Source organism: Streptosporangium becharense, assembly GCF_014204985.1.
GTDB lineage: Bacteria > Actinomycetota > Actinomycetes > Streptosporangiales > Streptosporangiaceae > Streptosporangium > Streptosporangium becharense.
In genome coordinates this window covers 4,826,489-4,846,685 of sequence record NZ_JACHMP010000001.1, presented here as the reverse complement: position 1 = coordinate 4,846,685, position 20,197 = coordinate 4,826,489, and the positions used below count along the sequence as shown (strand labels likewise).

Below are 20,197 nucleotides of genomic sequence, written 5' to 3'. Positions count from 1 at the left end.
GCGGATGTGGACTCCTCCATCCTGCACGAGGTAGAGCGGTGACTGACTTGCCAGGTCGGGAAAACGACCCCAACGAGAACCCGTTCGCCATGTTCGGCAACCCGGAGCAGATCGCGGCGGCCATGCGTCAATTCGCCGACATGCTCTCCGCGCCGCCGACCTCAGGTCCCGTGAACTGGGACATGGCGAAGAACATCGCACGACACGCCGTGGCCGCCGAAGGCGACCCGAGTGTCATGGAGGGTGAGCGGCGCCAGATCGTCGACGCCCTGAATCTGGCCGATCTGTGGCTCAACGAGGCCACCGCGTTGCCGAGTGGGATCAACAGTCCCCAGGCGTGGAGCCGCTCGGAGTGGATCGAGAAAACGATCCCCGTCTGGCAGAAACTTTGCGATCCCATCGCCGCCCGCATGGTCGAGACCATGAGCGGCACGCTCGGCGCCGCCGGTCTGCCCCCGGAGGCGCAGGCCATGGCCGGGCCGCTGATGGGGATGATGAAGCAGATGGGCGGCATGATGGTCGGCCAGCAGATCGGCCAGGCCGTCGGCTCGCTCGCCCGCGAGGTGATCGGTTCGACCGATATCGGTCTGCCGCTGTCGGACAACGCCGCCCTGCTGCCCGGCGGCGTGGCCGCGTTCAGCCAGGGCCTGGAGACGCCCGCCGAGGAGATCCGCCTCTATCTCGCGCTGCGCGAGGCGGCCCATCACCGGCTGTTCCAGCACGTCCCGTGGCTGCGCGCGCACCTGCTCGGTGCGGTGGAGGAGTATGCCAGGGGCATCACGGTCGACGCGTCCGCTCTGGAGGAGCAGATCCGCGGCATCGACATCAACAACCCCGAGCAGATCCAGCAGCTGCTGAGCGGTGGCAACCTGCTCAAGCCCGAGGAGACCGAGCGGCAGAAGGCCGCCCTGTCCCGGCTGGAGACCATGCTCGCCCTCGTCGAGGGCTGGGTCGGCACCGTCGTCGACAGCGCGGCCGAGGGCAAGCTCCCCTCCGCCACGGCGCTGGCGGAGACCGTACGGCGCCGCAGGGCGAGCGGCGGGCCTGCCGAGCAGACCTTCGCCACGCTCGTCGGCCTGGAGTTGCGGCCGCGTCGCCTGCGCGAGGCGGCCGTGCTGTGGCGGGCCCTGGAGGCCGACCGGGGCGTCGACGGACGTGACGCGCTCTGGAACCACCCCGACCTGATGCCGACCGCCGACGACCTGGAGAACCCCGAGGGATTCGTACGGGGTGAGCCCGAGCTCGACCTGTCCGCCCTGGAGGCGTCCCTGCGGGAGTCCTCCGCCGCCGGAGGTGAGGGTGCCCCCGGCGAGGGCGGCGCTCCGGATGACGGTGGTGACGGCAAGGACGACGACGCGGACGGCAAGGGTGGGGGCGGGTGAGCCTGCGCGACGACGCCCGTGAGGTGCTCACGGGCTGGGTGGCGCCCACCGCCGAGGAAGAGCTGCTGCGCAAGGAGTTCCTGGAACACGTCCACGCCCACGAGGACGCGATGTGGCGCGAGTGCGTGCCCGGTCATCTCACGGCGACCACGGCCGTGCTCTCCCACAACGGCGAACGGGTGCTGCTGACGCTGCACCCCAAGGCCGGTATGTGGCTGCCCATGGGTGGTCACTGCGAGCGCGGGGACGTCTCGCTGGCGGCGGTCGCGCTGCGGGAGGCCACCGAGGAGTCCGGTATCCCCGGGTTGCGGCTGCTGCCCGGCCCGCTGGCCGTCGACCGGCACCGCGTCTGGTGCCACCCCCCGTACACCCACCACCTGGATGTCGAGTACGGCGCGATCGCCCCCGCGGCCGTGGAGGCCGTGATCAGCGCCGAGTCCCTCGACCTGCGGTGGTTCCCGGTGGACGGGATTCCCGATCTCTCCGACGAGGCGACCCGCCGCCTGGCCCGCCGCGCCCGGGAGGCCCTGCTCTCCGGGTGAGAGCCCCGACGGCGTTGGACCGTTTTATGCTGCTCTCATCCCCTCCTGGATATCTTCGTCTCCAATCGGGCCGAGCAAGCGAATCGGGGCACTGTGAGCGTGGACGTCGTAGCTGAGAGGAGCGTCGGAGGGGCGATCGTGACCCCGAAGCGGCGTTGGCGGGTGCCGAAGGCCCTCGCCTGGGCCGCGGTGACGCCGTTCGCCGCCTGGGCGGTCGCCCGGGTCGCCGGTTTGGAACGTGACTCGCTCACCACGCAGCTCATGACCGCCACCCCGTACGTGGCGGCGGGCTCGCTCGTGCCGGTGCTGCTGTCCGCGCTGTCCCGCAACCGCGCCGCCGGCGCCGTCGCGCTGATCACCACCGCGGCGCTCGGCTTCAGCGTGCTCCCGCGTGCCCTGGGCTCCGCCGATGCCGCCACGGGGACGCCCCTGCGGGTCGTGACGCTCAACATGCTGTTCGGTCACGCGGATCCGGAGGTCGTGATGGACCTGGTCCGGCGTCTGAAACCGGACGTGCTGAGCGCCCAGGAGCTGACCCCGGGGATGGTCGAGAAGCTGGACGCCGCGGGGCTGAAGGAGGTCATGCCGCACCGGGTGCTGGAGGCGGAGTGGAGCGCCGGCGGCAGCGGCCTGTACGCCAGGTACGAGCTGACCCCGCTGGAGAACCTGTTCGAGGCGATCGGGCACAACATGCCCGCCGCCCGGCTGAACCTGCCCGGTGCCAAACCCGTGGAGCTCGTCTCCGTGCACCCCTTCCCGCCGCTGGGAAGGCAGGTGCACGACTGGACCGCCGCGCTGGACGCCCTGCCCTCCGCCGCCCCGGACAGGATCCGGATCCTCGCGGGCGACTTCAACGCCAGCCTCGACCACGTGGCCATGCGCCGTTTCCTGGACCGCGGTTACACGGACGCGGCCGACGTCGTCGGTCAGGGGCTCATCCCGACGTGGCCCGCGAACAAGGGCATTCCGCCGATCATCACCATCGACCACGTCGTGGTGGACCGGCGGGTGGGGGTCAGCGAGGTCAGCGTCCACACCGTCAAGGGCACCGACCACCGGGCCGTCTTCGCCGATCTGCGGCTGCCCGCTTCGTGACCGTCCCGCGGCACGGGCGGCCGCGGTGTCCCCCAGACCGGGAGCGTCGTCTTCGCCCCAGGGCGGTGTCCTCAGACCGGCCGCGTTGCTTTCCGGCCGCGGTCTCCCCAGACCGGCCGCGTTGCTTTCAACCGGCCGCGGTGTCCTCAGACCGACAGCAGGGCACGGGTGTTGTCCCACCCCTCCAGGCCCGGGTCGAGCAGGCGGATGTCGTCGGGATCGCGCAGGCGGTGCCAGCCGGGCCCCCTGGCGACCATGCGGCTGCCGGGTGCTTGAGCGCGTAGTCGCCTGACCGGGTCGGGGTCGTCGAAACCGGCCTCGGCCCAGCCGGGATAGGGGAGGTGGGCGGCCAGCGCCACCGCACCGCCCTCTGCGGCCGGGCAGACGGCGATCCTGGCCCGGCCGAGCTCACGGAAGAGTTTGCCGATGAGCAGGGGAGGCAGGTCGGGTGCGTCGGCGCTGAGCAGGACAGCCTGCTCTCCGTGGGGCAGGGCCGCGAACGCCGCCTCGACCAGGGCGGCACCGGAGAGGTCGGGAATGTCGATCACCGGGGTTCCCGGCCAGACGATCTCCTCCATGCCCGGCACGCTCGTCACCACGACCGGCGAGACGAAGTCGAGACCGGCGACGAGCTCGTAGGTGTCTTCGGCGACGGCCCTCAGGAAGTCGGCGGGTTCGATCCCCGCCGGTGCGGCCCGCGCGGCCGGAGGTGTGACGAGAACCGCTACTACCCGATCTTCACTCACCATTCCTCCGCGGCGCCGTTGGCCGCGGTGGAGAATCCTTCGAGGAAGCCCCGTGCCCGTTCGGCCTTGGGATATTTTTCCACCAGCGCCCAGAAACGGGGACCATGACTCGGCACCAGCAGGTGGACGAGCTCATGCATGATCACATAATCGACCACCCATGACGGCATGCCCCGAAGCCGGGTGGAGATCCTGATGGTCCCGTGATCGGGAGTGCAGGAGCCCCAGCGGTGCTGCTGGTTCTCCACCCAGCGCACGCTCGACGGCCTGGCCCGCCCGCCCAGGTAGCGGGCCGACAGCTCGACCGCCCGACCGAGCAGGTCGTCGTCGGAGGGCCGTCTGCGCTGCTCCTTGGCCGCGAGCCGGTCGAGCATCCGGCGCACCCACTGCTCCTCGTCGGTGCTGCTCAGCCCGGCGGGAAGGAGCACGACCGTTTTCTCGCCGTCGCGGTACGCGGAAACCGTCCGCCGGCGACGAGAACTTCGACGGACCTCGACTGTCTCGGGGGGCACATATGAACGGTAGCCGAGAATGGCGAATTCACACCAGAGGGTAGAACACGTTCCCGCTGGTCAGTCACCGTTCGATGATTGTTAAGGAAGACTGATCCGCTATGACCACGACTTATCGAATTAACCTGGATATCTGCTGTCTCATGCGTTGCCGAATCGCGGAGCCCGCCGTTCTCGCTGCGCCGCCAGCCCTTCGAGCATGTCGTCGGAGGCCATGGTGACGGGCTGGGCGAGGGACTCCCAGCGGAGCGCGGCGTCGAGATCCGCGTGCCCGCCGCCCGCGAGGGCGACCTTCGTGAGCCGGGTGGCGACCGGCGCGTTGGCCGCGGTCCGCGACGCGATCTCCAGCACCTCCCCGAGGAGCGACTCGCGGGGGAACGCCCTGGTCACCAACCCCACCGACGCGGCTTCGGCGCCGGTCAGCGTCCGGCCGGTGAGCAGCATCTCCCTGGCCACCCATACGCCCGCGGCACGGGGCAGCAGGTAGGTGGCGGCCATCCCCGGGTGCAGACCCAACGAGGTGAAAGGGGCCAGCAGCCTGGCCTCCTCGGCCGCGTAGACGAGGTCGCAGGCGAGCGCGAGGCAGAGCCCGGCCCCGACGGCGGCGCCGTTCACGGCCGCGACGGTCGGCACCTCCAGTTCGGCGATCGCCAGCCAGGTCCGGTAGAAGCCGAGCATCCGGTCGCGCAGCGCGGGCACGCTCTCGGCGCCGCGCTCGGCGAGCCAGGACAGGTCTCCTCCGGAGCAGAACGCGTTTCCCGCGCCGGTGACCACCACGCACCGGACGTCCCGGTCCGCGGCGAGATCGGCGATCGCCCGCCGCCAGCTCTCCGTCATCCCCTCGGTCATCGCGTTACGCCGGTCGGGGCGGTTCAGGGTGAGCACCACGACACCGTCGTCACGCCGGTCGACCAAGAGCTCGTTCATGCCGGGGAGCGTAGTGCACGCCTTCCCCACCCGGATCGGAGGGGACGCCTTCTCCACCCAGGTCCGGAGGGGACGCCTTCTCCACCCAGGTCCGGAGGGGACGGCGCAACGCCTCTACGGGACCGTCACGGAGCCGTGCCTGCAGGGACTCTCCGGGTGGCGTGCCTCGCTGATCGTCACAGTGCCGCGTCCTCGAAGAACCTTCCGGGTTCCTCCCGGGAGCTTCGCGGTGCCGGTTGTCCACAGGCGGGAGGTTATCCACAGGCGGCGGGAAAGAGGGCCGGGATCTTGGGGGGACGTGGCACGCTGACTCGCCGCCTGAGAACGGCACGTCTTCCCGAACCCGGCAGACCCGTGCCGGCACGTCCCGCGAGGAAGGACCCCCGATGAGACCACGCCTGAAGCCCGCGCTGCGCCGGATCGTCCGTGACGGACGCACCCTGCAGTTCGGCCTCCATCCGCGTCACTCGGTGATGCTGACCGATCTGGAGCCCGAGGTCCGCCGCTGGGTCGAGAGCCTCGACGGCGTGCGGGATCTCGCCGGGGTACTGGCCGGGGCGATCGACGCGGGCCTCGGCGAGGAGGACGGCAAGGCCCTGCTCGACACGCTGGTCAGACGCGGGGTGGTCGACGACGCCGCGGCGGGTCCCGGTCCGCTGCGCACACTCACGATCGCCGAACGCGACCGGTTGCGGCCGGATCTCGACGAACTGTCCCTGACCCCCGGCACGACCGACGGCGGTCTCGCCGCCCTGGAGCGCAGACGCGACGCCCAGGTGCGGGTGTACGGGGCGGGCCGGGTGGGCGCCCAGGTCGCCGCGCTGCTCGCTGCCTCCGGGATCGGCGGGATATGCGTCGTCGACCCCGGTACGACACGCCGCGCGGACGTCGTCCCCGGCGGGCTGGGCTGGGCGGAGGTGGGCATGAGCCGGCAGGACGGCGCGGTCGCCGTGGCCGGCGGGATCGCCCCCAGCCTCGTCACGTGGACCGGCGACGGGGCAGCCCACCCGGCGGACGGGGCACGACGCCCGGACCTCGTGGTGCTGGCTCCGGTGGGGCCGCTGGACGGCCTGCTGGTCAGGGAGCTCGTCGAGTGGGAGGTCCCGCACCTGCTGGTGACGGCCTTCGAGGGCTCCGGATCGGTCGGCCCGCTGGTGCTGCCGGGGCAGAGCGCGTGTCTGCACTGCCTAGAACTGGCCCGGCGTGACCGCGACCCCGGCTGGCCGGTCGTCAGCGCCCGTCTCGGTGGCTTCCCCGCCGGGGAGGTAGCGTGTGGTACGACGCTGTCTGCGCTGGTGGCGGCCCTGGCAGCCGGGCATGTGCTTGCTTGGATCGATGATCGTAACAGTCATGTGACCAATGGCACAGTGGATGTATTGCCTGATTGGAGATGGAGGAGGCGCTCCTGGAGCGTTCATCCTCAATGTCGTTGTTTCCGAAACGAGTTCGGTTCGCTAACAATGGTCGCGTCGGCTACCTGCCGCTGACGGACACACAGCGAAGGGAGGGAGCGGCGTCTCGCTGTACGGGGACGGGCCGCAGACCAAGGTGAGTGACCTTCCGCGTCGCGCTGTTGCGCGCTCCGCCAAGCTTGCGTCCCTTCCCATCGGGTTCGCCGGCCGTACCGCCCTCGGTCTCGGAAAGCGGATCGGGGGAAAGTCCGCAGAGATCGTCGCCCAGGAGATCCAGGAACGCACCGCCGAGCAGATCTTCAAGGTTCTGGGAGAGCTCAAGGGCGGTGCGATGAAGCTCGGCCAGGCTCTGTCGATCTTCGAGGCCGCGCTCCCCCAAGAGGTCGCCGGCCCCTACCGCGCGACCCTGACCAAGCTTCAGGACGCCGCCCCGCCCCTCCCCGCCGCCACCGTCCACAAGGTCCTCGTCGAGCAACTGGGTGACGACTGGCGGGAGAACTTCCAGTCGTTCGAAGACCGGCCCACCGCCGCCGCTTCGATCGGGCAGGTGCACAGAGCGGTCTGGCACGACGGCCGGACGGTCGCAGTCAAGATCCAGTATCCGGGGGCGGGCAAGGCGCTGCTCTCCGACTTCACCCAGCTGGCCCGGCTCGGCAAGCTGTTCGGAGTGCTGCTGCCCGGCCTCGACATCAAGTCGGTCCTCACCGAGCTGCGGGAGCGGATCGCCGAGGAGCTCGACTACATCCGTGAGGCGGAGGCCCAGCACGCCTTCGCCCTGGAGTACAAGGACGACCCCGACTTCCTGATCCCGGACGTGATCGCCGCCAACGAGCAGGTGCTCGTCTCGGAGTGGGTGGACGGCGTCCCGCTGTCCCGGATCATCTCCGACGGCACCCAGGAGCAGCGTGACCGGGCCGGGCTGCAGCTCGTCCGGTTCCTGTTCTCCTCGCCGGCGAGGGTGGGCATGCTCCACGCCGACCCGCACCCGGGCAACTTCCGGATCCTGGACGACGGCCGCATGTGCGTCCTCGACTTCGGAGCGGTCAACCGGCTGCCCGACGGTTACCCGCCGGTCTTCGGGAAACTCACGCGCATCTTCAACAACGGTGACATGTCGACCGTCATCCAGGGGCTGCGCGACGAGGGGTTCATCCAGCCGCACATCGAGGTCGATCCGGAGGCCCTGAGGGCGTTCCTCGCCCCCTACGTCGAGCCGACCGCGGTCGAGCAGTTCTCGTTCAGCAGGGAGTGGCTGCAACAGCAGGCCGCCACGGTCACCGACCTGCGTCCCGGCAACGTGGTGCGCCAGCTCAATCTGCCCCCCTCCTACGTGCTGATCCACCGGGTTCACGCGGCGGGGGTGGGCGTACTCTGCCAGCTCGGTGCCACCGCGCGCTTCCGCGAGGAGGTCGTCCGGTGGGTCCCCGGCTTCGTCGACGAGGATTCGGGAGAACCCACCCTCACCACGGCCTGAGTCTCGCGGCCAAGCCCCGGCGGGATGCACGGCCATGGCTCATACCCGTGGTTCGCGAACTGCGCGGTTCGCGGCCTGCGCGGTCCGCGTGGTTCACGAACTGCGCGGCCGAGCCCCGGCGGGATGCACGGCCATGGCTCATACCCGTGGTTCGCGAACTGCGCGGTTCGCGTGGTCCGGGCCGCCCGGGGGGTGGATGATCGCCGGCAGTGCGGGGACGCAACGGAGTCGCCTCCGTCCGCGACACGCTCGGGTGCTTCGATGACACGCCCAGGCGCTTCGGTTTCGTGTTCGCCGAGTTCGGCCGGGGAATCGGGGGCGGAAAACGTCTGAGGGGTGGCCCCGTTGTGGGCCACCCCTCAGACGTCCACTCGGTGCCTCTGATCCTTGGATGCTCTCGGTACTGCCGGTTCTCGGATGCTCTCGGTGCTGCCGGTTCTCGGATGCTCTCGGTGCCTCTGATCCTCGGATGCTCACTCGTTCCGTCGGTCCCGGGGATCTTCATCACGTTGCCGACCCCCGGGACCTCCGTGATCAGACGAGGCGCAGGAGCGCGGCGCGAAGACGCGCGGTGGCACGCTCGGCGTCGCGGCGAGCGCGCTGGACACGCTGGAGTCCGACCGCTCGGCGGTGCTGCTCCGCCTCCTGGTGAAGGGTCCGTATTCGATCCCGGACCAGTTCTTCTTGGATAGACGGCAGGTTCAGGCTCCGGGTGCTGGAGTAGCTCATGGTGATCCTCTCAGGAACGTTCTGGGGTGGTGTGCTGTCGGATATCAGGTCGGTCAGGCGGCGACCGGGTTCTTCCGCGGGCGTCCGCGCGGGCGCTTCCGGGGAACGATCGCTCCCCGCAGGACGAGCTCGCCGCCCCAGACTCCCCACGGCTCCTCGCGCTCCAGCGCTCGGGCCAAGCAGGCCTGGCGGATCGGGCAGCCTCCGCAGAGCGCCTTGGCGAACTCCACGTCGTCCGGGGACTCGGCGAACCACAGGTCAGGGTCGGTACGACAGGGGATTGCGGCTTCGTCGATCAGGTCCATGACCGTCTGGGCCCCCATGCTTCACCTCTCAGCTAGGTGTTCGATAGTTGGTTACCTCGTGGGTGGGGGGTCAGGAATGACGCGGACAAACAAGAAGGCCGCGGATCCTGATGCGGATCCGCGGCCTGAAGGCTTATCTCCCGGTCAGTTCATGACCGGGCGATGCCTCCAGGGTTGCGGACCACGCAGTCCACCGTTTCCGATGTGCTTGGTCGTTGCGTAGTCGTCACCCACAGGAGTCGGGGCAACGGCGGCACCCATCGCCGGGAAAGCGGCGACGGCGGCACGCCGACGGGTTTCGACCTGGAAGTGGGCAGACTCATCCCGCTGGAGCAGGGCAGCCTCACGGACGGTGAGGATGGCCTGGCCGCCGCAGGACACAAGGGTGTTACGGCGCGCGGAAGTGAGCCCCAGCCAGGACGACATCAGAATGCTCTTCACCGTGGACTCACCTCCATTCGTGGACCGTCGGACAGTAGTGTCCGACTTGCTTGACCAAGACCCTAAACCCCGTACGGGGGATGGGCAACTTATTTTCTACCTGCGATTTTGCCGCTATCTCACGCGAATCAGGGCTTCTTGGACCACCGAGACCGCCAGCTCTCCGGAGCGGGTGAACATCTCACCCCTGGCGAGCCCGCGGGCCGCGCCCGACCACGGTGACTCCTGGGCGTACAGCATCCAGTCGTCCACGCGGAACGGCCGGTGGAACCACATCGCGTGGTCCAGCGACGCCCCGGAGACGTTGGAGGCGCCCCACGCCAGCCCGTGGGTCAGCAGCACGGTGTCGACCAGGGTGAAGTCGGAGGCGTAGGCGGCGAGCACCACGTGCAGCAGCGGGTCGTCGGGCAGTTCGGCGTCGTAACGGAACCACACGTTGGTCTTCGAGCCGCGCAACTCCGGATCGCGGTGCGCCTCCCAGGTGAGGGGGGTGACGTAGCGGGCGTCCACCGGCCTGGGCCGGGTCACCAGTTCCCGCAGCGGGGAGTCCTCCCCCACGATCCCGAGCATCCGCTCCCGGAAGAGCGGCAGTTCCTCCGGCCCGGCCACCTCGGGCATGGTCGCCGCCTGGTGCTCGACGCCGCTCTCGACCACGTGGAAGGAGGCCGACATGGCGAAGATCGCTTTGCCGTGCTGGATGGCCACGACCCGCCGGGTGGTGAAGGAACGGCCGTCGCGGACCCGCTCGACGTTGTAGATGATCGGGATGGCCGGGTCTCCCGGCCGGATGAAATAAGCGTGCAGCGAATGGACGTAGCGATCGTCCGGTACCGTCCGGCCCGCGGCCACCAGCGCCTGGGCGGCCACCTGGCCGCCGAACACGCGCTGGATGCGCTCCTCGGGACTGCGGCCCCGGAAGATGTCGAGCTCGATCTGCTCCAGGTCGAGCAGGTCCAGCAGCTCCTTCAGCGCCTCGTTCACGCGTCCTCCGTCCGGTTCGCGGCGGCGCGGCACAGGTCGAGCACCGCTTCGCCGTAACGATCCAGTTTGACGCGTCCGATTCCGGTGATCGCCAGCAGGTCCTGTTCCGAGGCCGGGGCCCGTTCGGCGATGGCCTGGAGGGTGACGTCGGTGAAGACGACGTACGGCGGGATCCTGGCCTCCTTCGCGACGCCCGCGCGCCAGGTCCTGAGCGACTCCAGCAGCGACTCGTCGTACTCGGCGGGGCAGGTGGAGCACCTGCCGAGCTTCTGCTCGGCGGCGGCGGCCAGGGTCTTGCCACAGACCCGGCAGCTGATCGGCGCGGCGAGAATACGGCGTTCCCCGCCGGGGGCGGGGGCCGTACGGCCGCGGGAGGACGCCCGGCCGGTGAGCCCGTCCAGGAAACGGGAGGGTTTGCGGGAACGGCGTCCACCGGGCGAGCGCGCCAGCGCCCATGACAACGTCAGGTGTGCGCGCGCGCGGGTGATCCCGACGTACAGCAGGCGGCGCTCCTCCTCGATCTGGTCGGGCGTCTCCGCGTAGATGATCGGAAGCATGCCCTCGGTGAGGCCGACGAGGAAGACCGCGTCCCATTCCAGGCCCTTGGCGGCGTGCAGCGAGGCGAGGGTGACCCCCTCGACGGGTGGGGCGTGCTGCTCGCCGGCCCGGCGCTCCAGCTCGGCGACGAAGCCCGCCAGGTCGGCGCCCTCGGCGGCGAGGTCGTCGGCGAGGGCGGCCAGTGCCCTGAGCGACTCCCATTTCTCCCGGGCCTTGCCTCCGCCGGGCGGCTGGGGCGTCAGCCCGAGGCCGGACAGGATGTCGTGGACGACGGAGGTCAGCGAGTCACCGGGATCGGCGGAGCGCGCGGCACCCCGCAGCAGCACCACCGCGTGGCGTACCTCGGGCCGCTCGAAGAACCGGTCGGCGCCGCGCAGCACGTACGGGACACCGGCCTGGCTGAACGCCTGCTCGTACGCCTCGGACTGGGCGTTGACCCGGAACAGCACGGCGATCTCCCGGGTCGGCACCCCGGCGTCGGCCAGTTTGCGCACCGCACGGGCGACGCCCTCGGCCTCGGCGGTCTCGTCGTCGTACTCGGTGAAGACGGGTTCGGGGCCGTCCGGTCGCTGGGCGACCAGGGCGAGCTTGTACGGGGTTCGCGCCCGGTCGAGCACCCTGTTGGCCAGGGAGACCACCTGCGGCGTGGAGCGGTAGTCGCGGACCAGCTTGATCACGGAGGCGTCGGGATACTCGACCGGGAAACCGGTCAGGTAGTGGGGTGTGGCGCCGGTGAAGGAGTAGATCGTCTGGTTGGGGTCGCCGACCACGCACAGGTCGTCGCGACCACCCAGCCAGGTGTCGAGCAGCAGCTTCTGCAGCGGGTTGACGTCCTGGTACTCGTCGACGACGAAGTAGCGGTACTGCTGGCGGATCTGGGCGGCCACCTCGCGGTGCTCGGTCATCACGGCCGCGGTGAGCTCCAGGATGGTCTCGAAGTCGACCAGGTGCCGCTCGCGGCAGAGCCTCTCGTACGCCTCGTAGAGCCGGAACACGTCCTCGACCGGCAGCGGCGGGGTGCGGCCGACCTTGCGCGCGGCCTCCGCGTAGTCCTCCGGCCCGATCTGGGTGGCCTTGGCCCATTCGATCTCCGCGGCGAGGTCGCGCAGCTCCGAGCGCTCGGTGCCCTTGCGGAGGGCACGGCACGCGTCGGCGAGCAGGGGGAGCTTCGACTCGATCACCCTGGGCGGCTCACCGCCGATGACGCGCGGCCAGAAGTAGGTGAGCTGACGCAGCGCGGCGGCGTGGAAGGTGCGTGCCTGCACCCCCGGGGCACCGAGCCGCCGCAGCCGCTGCCTGAGCTCCCCTGCGGCGCGTGTGGTGAACGTCACCGCGAGCACGCCCTGCGCGTCGACCACTCCGCTGCGGACGGCGTGGGCGATGCGGTGGGTGATGGCGCGTGTCTTGCCCGTCCCCGCCCCCGCGAGCACGCAGACCGGCCCCCGCACGGCTTCGGCCACCTCGCGCTGCTCGGGATCCAGCCCCGCCAGAACGTCGTCGGGCTCCACGGAGACTCCTTACACGCTGTCGAACGGACCGGGCGGCACCATCCTGCCCGCCGCTGGCCAAGCATCGCTCATTCTGGCAACATGCCGCCGTCAACCTATGCCGTTCGCTGAGATGCGCAAACCGGCCTTCCTACCCCACAATGGGGTCGGACTAAGCTTGGGAAGGAAGGAAAACGTGCGAACTGCGGTAACCGTGGGTGCGCTCGCTCTGGCGGCGCTGGTGATGGTCCCCGCGGCGCTCCATACGCCTTCGCACGCGCACGCCGTCTCCGCTCCGGCCGGTGCCGTGTCCGCCGTGTCCGCCGTGTCCGCGGCGGGAAAGACGGAGTCCAGCGCGGGGAAGACCGGGGGCGACCCCGACATCCAGAACCCCACGCCGCCCCCGCCGAGCGGGAGCGACGACCCGCTGGTCCATGGCACCGTGATCGACACGGTCGCGTACGGCCCGCACGGGCGCCAGCGGATGGACGTCTGGCACCAGACGGACGACATCAGACGACCCGGCGTCTTCCTGATCCACGGCGGCTGGTGGTCGTCCGGTGACAAGAAGTACATGACCGAGATCAGCCGGAGTTACGCCGAGCAGGGCTACACGGTCTTCAACCTCAACTACCGCCTCTCCGGCGACGCGAGCTGGCCGGCCCAGCGCACCGACGTCCTGGACGCGATCGCCACCGCGCGCCGGCACGCGGCGCTGTGGTCCTTCGACCCGAACAACTACGCCGTCGTCGGCTTCTCCGCGGGCGGTCACCTCGCCACCTCGGTGGGCACCTACAAGAACGGCCTGCCGGGGCTGCGCGGCGTGGTCGGCATCTCCCCGGTGGTCTCGCCGCTCACCGCCTACACCGAGGGTGCCCACACCTCCGACCCGAACAGGCGCAAGCTGCGCGCGGCGGCCATCAAGCTGGCCGGCGGCTGCGAGCCCACCGGCAAGTGCGCCAGGATCTGGGCGAGCATGGAGGTCCCCTGGCACGCGAGCCGGGGTGACGCGCCCGTGCTGACCGTGCACTCGAAGGACGAGTTCGTCGCGGCCGAGCACAGCTACCAGCTCAGGGATCACCTGGCCCACGTCGGCATCCCGGTGACGGTGCTGACCGAACCCGGGGTCGAGCACAGCGCTCCCCTCTACCGGCTGCCGGGTGTCGCGGACACCATTCAGCAGTGGGTGGCGGAGAAGCTCTTCGGCTCGGGAAGATGAGCGGCTTTCGTTTTGTTGCCAATGGCGCCGGACATCACATGAGGGGATTTCTCACGACATGGCGCTGACTGTCTACACCACCACCTGGTGCGGCCCCTGCAAGCGGCTGAAGAGCCAGCTCACCCGCGAGGGCATCTCCTACAAGGAGATCGACATCGAGAGCAACCCGGACGCCGCGAAGTTCGTCATGAGTGTCAACAACGGCAACCAGACCGTGCCCACCGTCGTGGTGGACTCCCCCGGCGGCCAGGTCGTCAGGACCAATCCCTCGGTGATCGAGGTCAAGCGCATCCTGGCGGGTGCCGGCGCGTAGCCGTGTCGAGAGCCCCGGCGGACGTCGTCCGCCGGGGCTCTCGCGTGTCCGGGCCCGAGCCCCCGGGACGCACCCCGGGGCGGGTTCAAGCACGCGGGGGATTCCAGCGCGCGACCGGGGCCGGGTTCGATGAGCGCGGAACACCGGTACGCGACCGGGGCCGGGTTCGATGAGCGCGGAACACCGGTACGCGACCGGGGCCGGGTTCGATGAGCGCGGAACACCGGTACGCGACCGAGCGCGGGCTCATGGGCCCGGGATTCCAGCGCGCGACCGGGGGACGGGTCACCAGTCTCCGGTCAGCGGCTCGCCGTACCAGGTCTCGATGAGCCTGCGGGCGATCGACACCTGCGGGGGCAGGCGCACCTCGCCGCTCTCCATCGCGGCGAGCAGCTCGGCGCGGGTGAACCAGCGGGCCTCCGAGATCTCCTCGGGATCGAGTACGAAGTCGGTGGACGTGGCCCGCGCGAAGAAGCCGAGCATGAGGCTGCGCGGGAACGGCCAGGGCTGACTGCCCAGGTAGCGCGCGTCGGTGACGCGGACGCCGACCTCCTCCGCCACCTCGCGGGCCACCGCGTGCTCCAGCGACTCACCCGGCTCGACGAATCCGGCGAGCACCGACAACCGCCCCTCGGGCCACTGCGGTCCTCTGGCCAGCAGGCAGCGATCGCGGTCGTCGTGGACCAGCATGATCACCGCGGGATCGACTCTGGGGAAGTGCTGGCTGCCGTCCTCGGGGCAGACGCGTACGTGACCGCCCGAACGGACCTCGGTACGGCTGCCGCAGCGGGGGCAGAACTCGTGGGTGGAATGCCACGCCTCCAGGGCGACGGCGTAGACCAGCAGCCCGGCGTCCAGGTCGCCGAGCAGCGACCCCACCTGGCGGAGCCCGGCGGTGACCGTCTCACCCTCCCGGAGTAGCGAGGGGGCGAGCGGGGCGACGATCCGCTCGAAGGAGCCGTTGTGCTCGACGCCCTCCAGCGATGCCGACACCGCGAAGTAGGCGATGCCCTCGGCGTCGACGCCGAGCAGGTAACGCTCCCCCGCGGGGGCCTCGTCCGTGGGCAGCAGAACCAGCCGCGCCTCTCCGCCGCTCCGCCGGACGAGCGTCTGCCCGCCGTCGACGACCACGACCCTGGTCGCGCCGTCCGCCCACGCCCTTTCGAGCCACTCGGCGTCGCTCCGGAGCGCCGCCGAGCGGTCGATCGCGCTGCGTGCGAGCAGCAGCGGCCCCAACAGTCCTTCTTGTGCCGTGATCTCCACGCTGTTCCGCCTTCCCAACCGCCTGCACATCCTATGCCGCCCGGTGCGGCGCTTCCCGGCGCACGACACCTCACGGCACACGGTCTCGGGGCTGAGCGGAGGACCACCGCTACCGGCCGCGCGGAACATATACCGTGAATCCTCAATCGCCTCCGCATGATGATCTCCGTCCGGCTAGGATTCGGCGAATTAGGTTAGCCTTACCTGTTCATCGGGGGTTCTGCATTGCGGCTGTACCTGACCGCGCTGAAACCGACCGACTCGGTCACCGACGGTTTCCTCCCGGCGGCACGTGCCCTGGGCTGCGAGGTCACGATCCTCACCGACCGGCCCGAACGCCACTCCCTCCCGGAGACCTCCGAAACCTCCGAGGTCCCCATGGCCTCGCGGGTCGAGGTGCTCCACTGTGACGTGCGCGACGCCCGCGCGGTGGTCGACGCCATCGCGCACCACCACCCGCCGGACGCTGTCTTCTCCAACTCCGATCACATCCAGGCGGAGACCGCGCTGGCCGCGGCCTACTTCGGTCTTCCGGGCAAGGACTGGCGTGCCTGCGTCGACGCCAAGAACAAGGCGCTCACCCGCAGGCGGCTGGCCGCCGCCGGGGTGGAGAGCGTGCGTTCGGTACGCCTGGCCCCCGGTGACCCGCCCCCGCGTGACCTGCCCTTCCCCGCGGTCGTCAAGCCGCGCGAGGGTGTGGCCAGCGAGGACGTCGTACTGGTCGGCGACGCGGACGAGCTGGCGCGGACCGTGCGGGCGATCCGGGATCGGCGGCCCGGCGAGGCGCTGGTCGTGGAGGAGTATCTCGACGGGCCTCTGCACACGATGGAGACGCTCGGCGACGGAGAGCGGATCCACGTGCTCGGCGGCTTCCGGACCACTCTCGGCCCGCCGCCGTACTTCGTGGAGGAACGCCTCGACTGGGAGGGGGACCCTCCCGGACGCGACCACGTGCTCCGGGCACTCCGAGCGCTGGGGGCCGGGTTCGGGGCGTGCCACACCGAGTACGTGATGACCGCGGCCGGCCCGCGGATCATCGAGGTCAACTACCGGGTGATCGGCGACCACTGCGACTTCCTCCTGGCCGACCTGCTGGACGTGCCGCTGTTCGAGCTCATCCTGGGAGTGCACCTGGGAGCCGCGCCTGACGCCCCGGGCCCGGCCAAGGGGCACGGGACCGCGCTGAGCCTCGTCGCCGACCGCTCCGGGACCGTCGTGGCGGCCCCCGGCGCGGTCGATCCCCCGCCCGGCGAGCCGGCCCGCCTCTGGCACCGGCCGTTGCGCGCCGTGGGCGACCGGGTCGACCTGAGCCACACCAACCGCGACTACCTGGGCGTCGTCCGCGCGGTCGGCCCCGACCGGGCCGGGGTGGACGCCGCGATCGCGGCCTTCACCGCCGGGAACCCTTGGGTGATCGCGTGAACGGCGGAACCCTCACCGGCCCGCGTGAACCGCACGATGATCACGTGCACGACGGGCCCCTCCCGACCCCACGTGAACCGCATGATGATCACGTACGCGGCGGGACCCTCACCGGCCCGCGCGAACCGTACCTGGCGGCGCGGGTGCTGGACGCCCTGCTGCGCGAGGACTACGGCGGCCTGGCCGGGCGGGTGACCCGCAGCAAGGACGGCGTGGCGCTGCTCCTGCCGGGTGGCCGCCGGGTACGGCTGGTCCCCGGCTCGTTGTTCCAGGACTTCGTGGTGGCCCCGGAGGAGGCGTTGCGCCTGGAGGAGGTCCTGGGTGCGCTGCGCGAGGTCGCCGATCCGGCCGACACGTCCGGCGTCGACGCCTTCGTCCAGGAGTGTCACGAGGCGCTGCGCGGCCTCCACCTGCACGACGCCCGCCGCCGCGAGGTGCTGGCCCGGCTGGACGCCCCGGCCATATGGGGACCCGGCACCGGAAAGGAGCCCGGAACCGTACGGGGACCCGGCACCGTACGGGGAGTCGACGCCGACAAGAGGTTCGACACCGTGCGGTACGAGACGCTGGCCGCGTTCGTCGACCACCCCGTCTACCCGACCGCCCGGTGCCGGGCCGGTCTCACCGACGAGCAGCTGGTGGCGTACGCGCCGGAGTTCGCACCCGCCTTCACGCTCCGGTGGGCGGCGGTGCCCCGTGAGCGGCTGGCCGGCGCGGAACCGCCCATGGCACCCGGTCTCGCCGAGGTCGGGCTGGCCGAGGAGCTCGCGGCGACCCATGTGCTGTTCCCCGTGCACCCCCTGACCGTCCCCGTGGTCGAGGAGATCCCATGGGCGGTCACGGCGCCGGAGCCGTACCTGCGGGTCAGGCCCACGCTGTCGATGCGCACCGTGGAGGTCGCCCCCGGCACGCACCTGAAGCTGCCGCTGACCACCAGCACACTGGGGCTGCGCAACCGCAGGTCGATCAAGCCGGACACGCTGGCCGACGGAGCGCGGGCGGAGCTGCTGCTGCGGTCGATGCCCCACCCGGACGTGCTCCTGGCCGACGAGCAGACCTTCGGGCACGCCGGGCATGAATATCTGGGCTGGCTCGTCCGCCGCCTTCCCGCCGGTGAGGTCGTCCCGGTGGCGGCGTTGCCGGCGGCCCTGCCCGGCGGCCGTCTCGTGGCCCACGAGGTGGCCGGGCGATGGTTCGGCGGGGACGTCACCCGGCTGCTCGGGTGGTACCTGCGGCTGCTCCTCGACTTCCACGTGCGGCTCTTCGTCCGGTACGGCACGGCGCTGGAGGCGCACCAGCAGAACCTGTCGCTGGTGCTCGGGAACGGTCCCGCCAAGCTGCTCGTCAAGGACAACGACGGCCTGCTGACCTCTCCCGACCGGCTCCGGGCCGCGGGGCTGCCGGTGCCCGCCTTCACCGACCGGCGGATGTTCACCGACGACCCGCACGCGCTCGCCGACGTGTTCGTGACCATCACCCTGCACCTGTCCGCCGCCGCGGTGGCGTTCGGCACGCTCCCGTCCCGGCAGGCCGCGGAGCTGGTACGCGACGCGCTCGCCGCGGCGCTGGAACCGTACGGGGACGACCCGGCGGCCAGGCTGCTGCGGGCCAGGACCCTCGACGCCGCCCGGCTGGTCGGCAAGTCGATGATCACCGCTGGGACCCTGGTGGACAAGTCACGCACCGGCGCACGCGACGTCAACAAGTTCTACGGCACGAGCGGACCGAACTATCTCCGTCAGCCGTCCCTGACCACGCAGGCCGCGACCACGCGAAGGACCTCATGACCAGTCTCACCCTCGGCTCCCCCGTCGCCGTCGCCGAGGAGGCGTCCCTGGCGGCACTGCTGCGTTGCTGCGTGCGGGAGGTGGCAGGGCCCCGCGGGCAGGTCTGGCACGCCGAGCCGTACGTGCTGCTGCGCGTGGCCGGAACCCTGCTGCGGGCCCGCACCCACGGTGGGCTCGCGTTGCGCTTCGAAGGCCCGGTCGAGTGGCTGGAGGACGGCTCCTGGCAGCCGCTCCCGGTCGACCTGCTCGTCCGGCTCGTGGAGGCCGAGCTCGGCGGCGGCAACGACGAGTTCGCCGCCCAGGTGAGCGCGAGCCGGGACGTCATGGCGGCGTCGCTCGCGGCCCGGCGGGACGTGCCGCCCCCGGCCGACCCGTGGCTGGCCTCCGAGCAGGAGCTGGTCTTCGGGCATCCGTTCCACCCCAGCCCCAAGGCGCGTGACGGCGCCGGCTGGCTGCGCTACGCCCCCGAGGCGCACGCGAGCTTCCCGCTGCGGCTCCTCGGGGTCAGGGACGACGTGCTGGCCGAGGCGGGCGACGCCGGGTCGCTCGACGCCCTCGGCCAGGCGCCGCCCGGCTACCGGCTGCTGCCCGCGCACCCGTGGCAGCTGGAACTGCTCGCCGCGGACCTGGCCGCACCGCTGGCCGACGGTCGCCTGGTCGACCTGGGCGTCGGCACCCGGCCCTCGGTGCCCACCTCGTCGGTCCGCACGGTCTACGAGCCGCTGATCGACCGGTGCCTGAAGTTCAGCCTGGACGTGCGGATCACCAACTGCCTGCGGAAGAACTCCTGGTACGAGCTCGCGGGCGCGGTCGAGCTGAGCCGTCGCCTGGAGCCGGTCTTCCGGGACCTGTCGGCCCGCTTCCCCGGCACCCGCTGGCTGCCCGAGCCGGGCTACCGCTCCGCCGACCTGGGCACCCGGCTGCTGGAGGGGCTCGGGGTGATCGTCCGCGCCAGCCCGTGGTCGGTCTGCCGGCCCGGCGTGACGCCGCTGCTGAGCGGGGCGGTGGCCGCCGGGCGGTCCGTGCCCGGGGTGTCCGTGACCGACCCGGCCGGGTGGTGGCGGGCGTACGTGGAGTGCGTCGCGCCGCCGGTGCTCGAGGCGTACTTCACCCACGGCGTGGTGCTCGAACCGCACCTGCAGAACGTGCTGATCGGCGTGGACGAGGCCGGGCTGCCCGTGGAGGCCGTCTTCCGCGACATGGAGGGCACCAAGCTGGTCGCCGGGCGTCACGACCTGTCCGGGCTGCCCGGCCGGGTCGCCGAGGCGCTCACCTACGACGAGGCGGGCGGCTGGAACCGGGTGGTCTACTGCCTGATGGTCAACCACCTTGCCGAGGTCGCCGCCTCACTCGCCGGGACCGGGCCCACCCGGGACCTGTGGGCGGTGGCCGGGGAGGTCCTGGCCGGGTACGCGCACTCCTGGGGATGGCCGGCGCCGCTGTCCGAGCTGCTGGCCGGGGCCCCGCTGCCCGCCAAGGCCAACCTGTCGGTCCGGTGGGCACGTACGGCGGACCGCTCCGCCGGGTACGTGCCCGTCGCCAACCCGCTGGTGGTGCTGTCATGAGCACGGGCGGCCAGGCCGTTCACGGACGGGACACGGG

At 71.1% G+C, this 20,197-nt stretch carries 19 protein-coding genes; 10 read left to right on the top strand and 9 right to left on the bottom strand.

The features are described 5' to 3' along the window. Nucleotides 1–38 precede the first annotated feature (38 nt). The 3 genes from F4562_RS21415 (at nucleotide 39) to F4562_RS21405 (ending at nucleotide 3,019) form a co-directional block, all read left to right on the top strand. Complete coding sequence (locus F4562_RS21415; RefSeq protein WP_311734169.1) at nucleotides 39–1,382, top strand: zinc-dependent metalloprotease; 1,344 nt, start codon at nucleotides 39–41, stop codon at nucleotides 1,380–1,382. Beyond that, nucleotides 1,379–1,924: an NUDIX hydrolase gene (locus F4562_RS21410; RefSeq protein WP_184545109.1), complete on the top strand. Its 546-nt coding sequence runs from the start codon at nucleotides 1,379–1,381 to the stop codon at nucleotides 1,922–1,924. Before F4562_RS21415 ends, F4562_RS21410 begins: the two co-directional genes overlap by 4 nt. 138 nt (nucleotides 1,925–2,062) lie before the next feature. Continuing rightward, the gene (locus tag F4562_RS21405) at nucleotides 2,063–3,019 is read left to right on the top strand and encodes an endonuclease/exonuclease/phosphatase family protein (protein ID WP_311734168.1); all 957 of its coding nucleotides are present in this window, start codon (nucleotides 2,063–2,065) and stop codon (nucleotides 3,017–3,019) included. A 146-nt stretch (nucleotides 3,020–3,165) separates the two neighbouring features. On the opposite strand, the gene F4562_RS21400 is transcribed toward F4562_RS21405, so the two are convergent. From F4562_RS21400 to F4562_RS21390, 3 genes are all read right to left on the bottom strand, one after another. Beyond that, a complete protein-coding gene (locus F4562_RS21400; RefSeq protein WP_184545105.1) occupies nucleotides 3,166–3,765 on the bottom strand; it encodes a hypothetical protein in 600 nt (199 codons plus the stop codon). Further along, nucleotides 3,762–4,193, bottom strand: a complete 432-nt coding sequence (locus F4562_RS21395) for a M48 metallopeptidase family protein (RefSeq protein WP_311734167.1) — start codon at nucleotides 4,191–4,193, stop codon at nucleotides 3,762–3,764. The genes F4562_RS21400 and F4562_RS21395 overlap by 4 nt, the downstream gene beginning before the upstream one ends. Before the next feature lie 225 nt (nucleotides 4,194–4,418). After that, the gene (locus tag F4562_RS21390) at nucleotides 4,419–5,204 is read right to left on the bottom strand and encodes an enoyl-CoA hydratase/isomerase family protein (RefSeq protein WP_184545102.1); all 786 of its coding nucleotides are present in this window, start codon (nucleotides 5,202–5,204) and stop codon (nucleotides 4,419–4,421) included. 386 nt (nucleotides 5,205–5,590) lie between these two features. On the opposite strand from F4562_RS21390, the gene F4562_RS21385 reads away from it, so the two are divergent. Together F4562_RS21385 and F4562_RS21380 are read left to right on the top strand one after the other, a co-directional pair. Further along, complete coding sequence (locus tag F4562_RS21385) at nucleotides 5,591–6,691, top strand: ThiF family adenylyltransferase (RefSeq protein WP_184545100.1); 1,101 nt, start codon at nucleotides 5,591–5,593, stop codon at nucleotides 6,689–6,691. 61 nt (nucleotides 6,692–6,752) lie between these two features. Further along, on the top strand, nucleotides 6,753–8,090 hold the full coding sequence (locus F4562_RS21380) for an ABC1 kinase family protein (protein ID WP_184545098.1): 1,338 nt from the start codon (nucleotides 6,753–6,755) through the stop codon (nucleotides 8,088–8,090). A 534-nt stretch (nucleotides 8,091–8,624) separates the two neighbouring features. On the opposite strand, the gene F4562_RS21375 is transcribed toward F4562_RS21380, so the two are convergent. From F4562_RS21375 to F4562_RS21355, 5 genes are all read right to left on the bottom strand, one after another. Then, complete coding sequence (locus F4562_RS21375; RefSeq protein ID WP_184545096.1) at nucleotides 8,625–8,819, bottom strand: hypothetical protein; 195 nt, start codon at nucleotides 8,817–8,819, stop codon at nucleotides 8,625–8,627. Between the two features lie 53 nt (nucleotides 8,820–8,872). Next, entirely contained in the window at nucleotides 8,873–9,142 is a 270-nt protein-coding gene (locus F4562_RS21370) for a WhiB family transcriptional regulator (protein ID WP_184545094.1), read from the bottom strand. Between the two features lie 126 nt (nucleotides 9,143–9,268). Continuing rightward, nucleotides 9,269–9,565, bottom strand: a complete 297-nt coding sequence (locus tag F4562_RS21365; RefSeq protein WP_184545092.1) for a hypothetical protein — start codon at nucleotides 9,563–9,565, stop codon at nucleotides 9,269–9,271. Nucleotides 9,566–9,679: 114 nt separating this feature from the next. Continuing rightward, on the bottom strand, nucleotides 9,680–10,546 hold the full coding sequence (tesB, locus tag F4562_RS21360; protein ID WP_184545090.1) for an acyl-CoA thioesterase II: 867 nt from the start codon (nucleotides 10,544–10,546) through the stop codon (nucleotides 9,680–9,682). Beyond that, nucleotides 10,543–12,612 (bottom strand): ATP-dependent DNA helicase UvrD2, encoded by a 2,070-nt coding sequence (locus tag F4562_RS21355; protein ID WP_184545089.1) that lies wholly within the window; start codon nucleotides 12,610–12,612, stop codon nucleotides 10,543–10,545. The genes tesB and F4562_RS21355 overlap by 4 nt, the downstream gene beginning before the upstream one ends. 175 nt (nucleotides 12,613–12,787) lie before the next feature. On the opposite strand from F4562_RS21355, the gene F4562_RS21350 reads away from it, so the two are divergent. Both F4562_RS21350 and F4562_RS21345 read left to right on the top strand, forming a co-directional pair. Next, entirely contained in the window at nucleotides 12,788–13,810 is a 1,023-nt protein-coding gene (locus F4562_RS21350) for an alpha/beta hydrolase (protein ID WP_311734166.1), read from the top strand. A 58-nt stretch (nucleotides 13,811–13,868) separates the two neighbouring features. After that, nucleotides 13,869–14,123, top strand: coding sequence for a mycoredoxin (locus tag F4562_RS21345; RefSeq protein ID WP_184545087.1), 255 nt, complete (start codon nucleotides 13,869–13,871; stop codon nucleotides 14,121–14,123). A 285-nt stretch (nucleotides 14,124–14,408) separates the two neighbouring features. On the opposite strand, the gene nudC is transcribed toward F4562_RS21345, so the two are convergent. Then, nucleotides 14,409–15,386, bottom strand: a complete 978-nt coding sequence (nudC, locus tag F4562_RS21340; protein WP_311734165.1) for an NAD(+) diphosphatase — start codon at nucleotides 15,384–15,386, stop codon at nucleotides 14,409–14,411. Between the two features lie 225 nt (nucleotides 15,387–15,611). Here nudC and F4562_RS21335 point away from each other — a divergent pair, with 225 nt between their 5' ends. From F4562_RS21335 to F4562_RS21325, 3 genes are read left to right on the top strand one after another with little or no spacing between them, the layout of a single operon-like run. Then, on the top strand, nucleotides 15,612–16,808 hold the full coding sequence (locus tag F4562_RS21335; protein ID WP_184545083.1) for an ATP-grasp domain-containing protein: 1,197 nt from the start codon (nucleotides 15,612–15,614) through the stop codon (nucleotides 16,806–16,808). A 44-nt stretch (nucleotides 16,809–16,852) separates the two neighbouring features. After that, a complete protein-coding gene (locus tag F4562_RS21330; RefSeq protein ID WP_311734164.1) occupies nucleotides 16,853–18,595 on the top strand; it encodes an IucA/IucC family protein in 1,743 nt (580 codons plus the stop codon). Next, nucleotides 18,592–20,160, top strand: coding sequence for an IucA/IucC family protein (locus F4562_RS21325; RefSeq protein WP_184545081.1), 1,569 nt, complete (start codon nucleotides 18,592–18,594; stop codon nucleotides 20,158–20,160). The genes F4562_RS21330 and F4562_RS21325 overlap by 4 nt, the downstream gene beginning before the upstream one ends. Nucleotides 20,161–20,197: the final 37 nt, after the last annotated feature.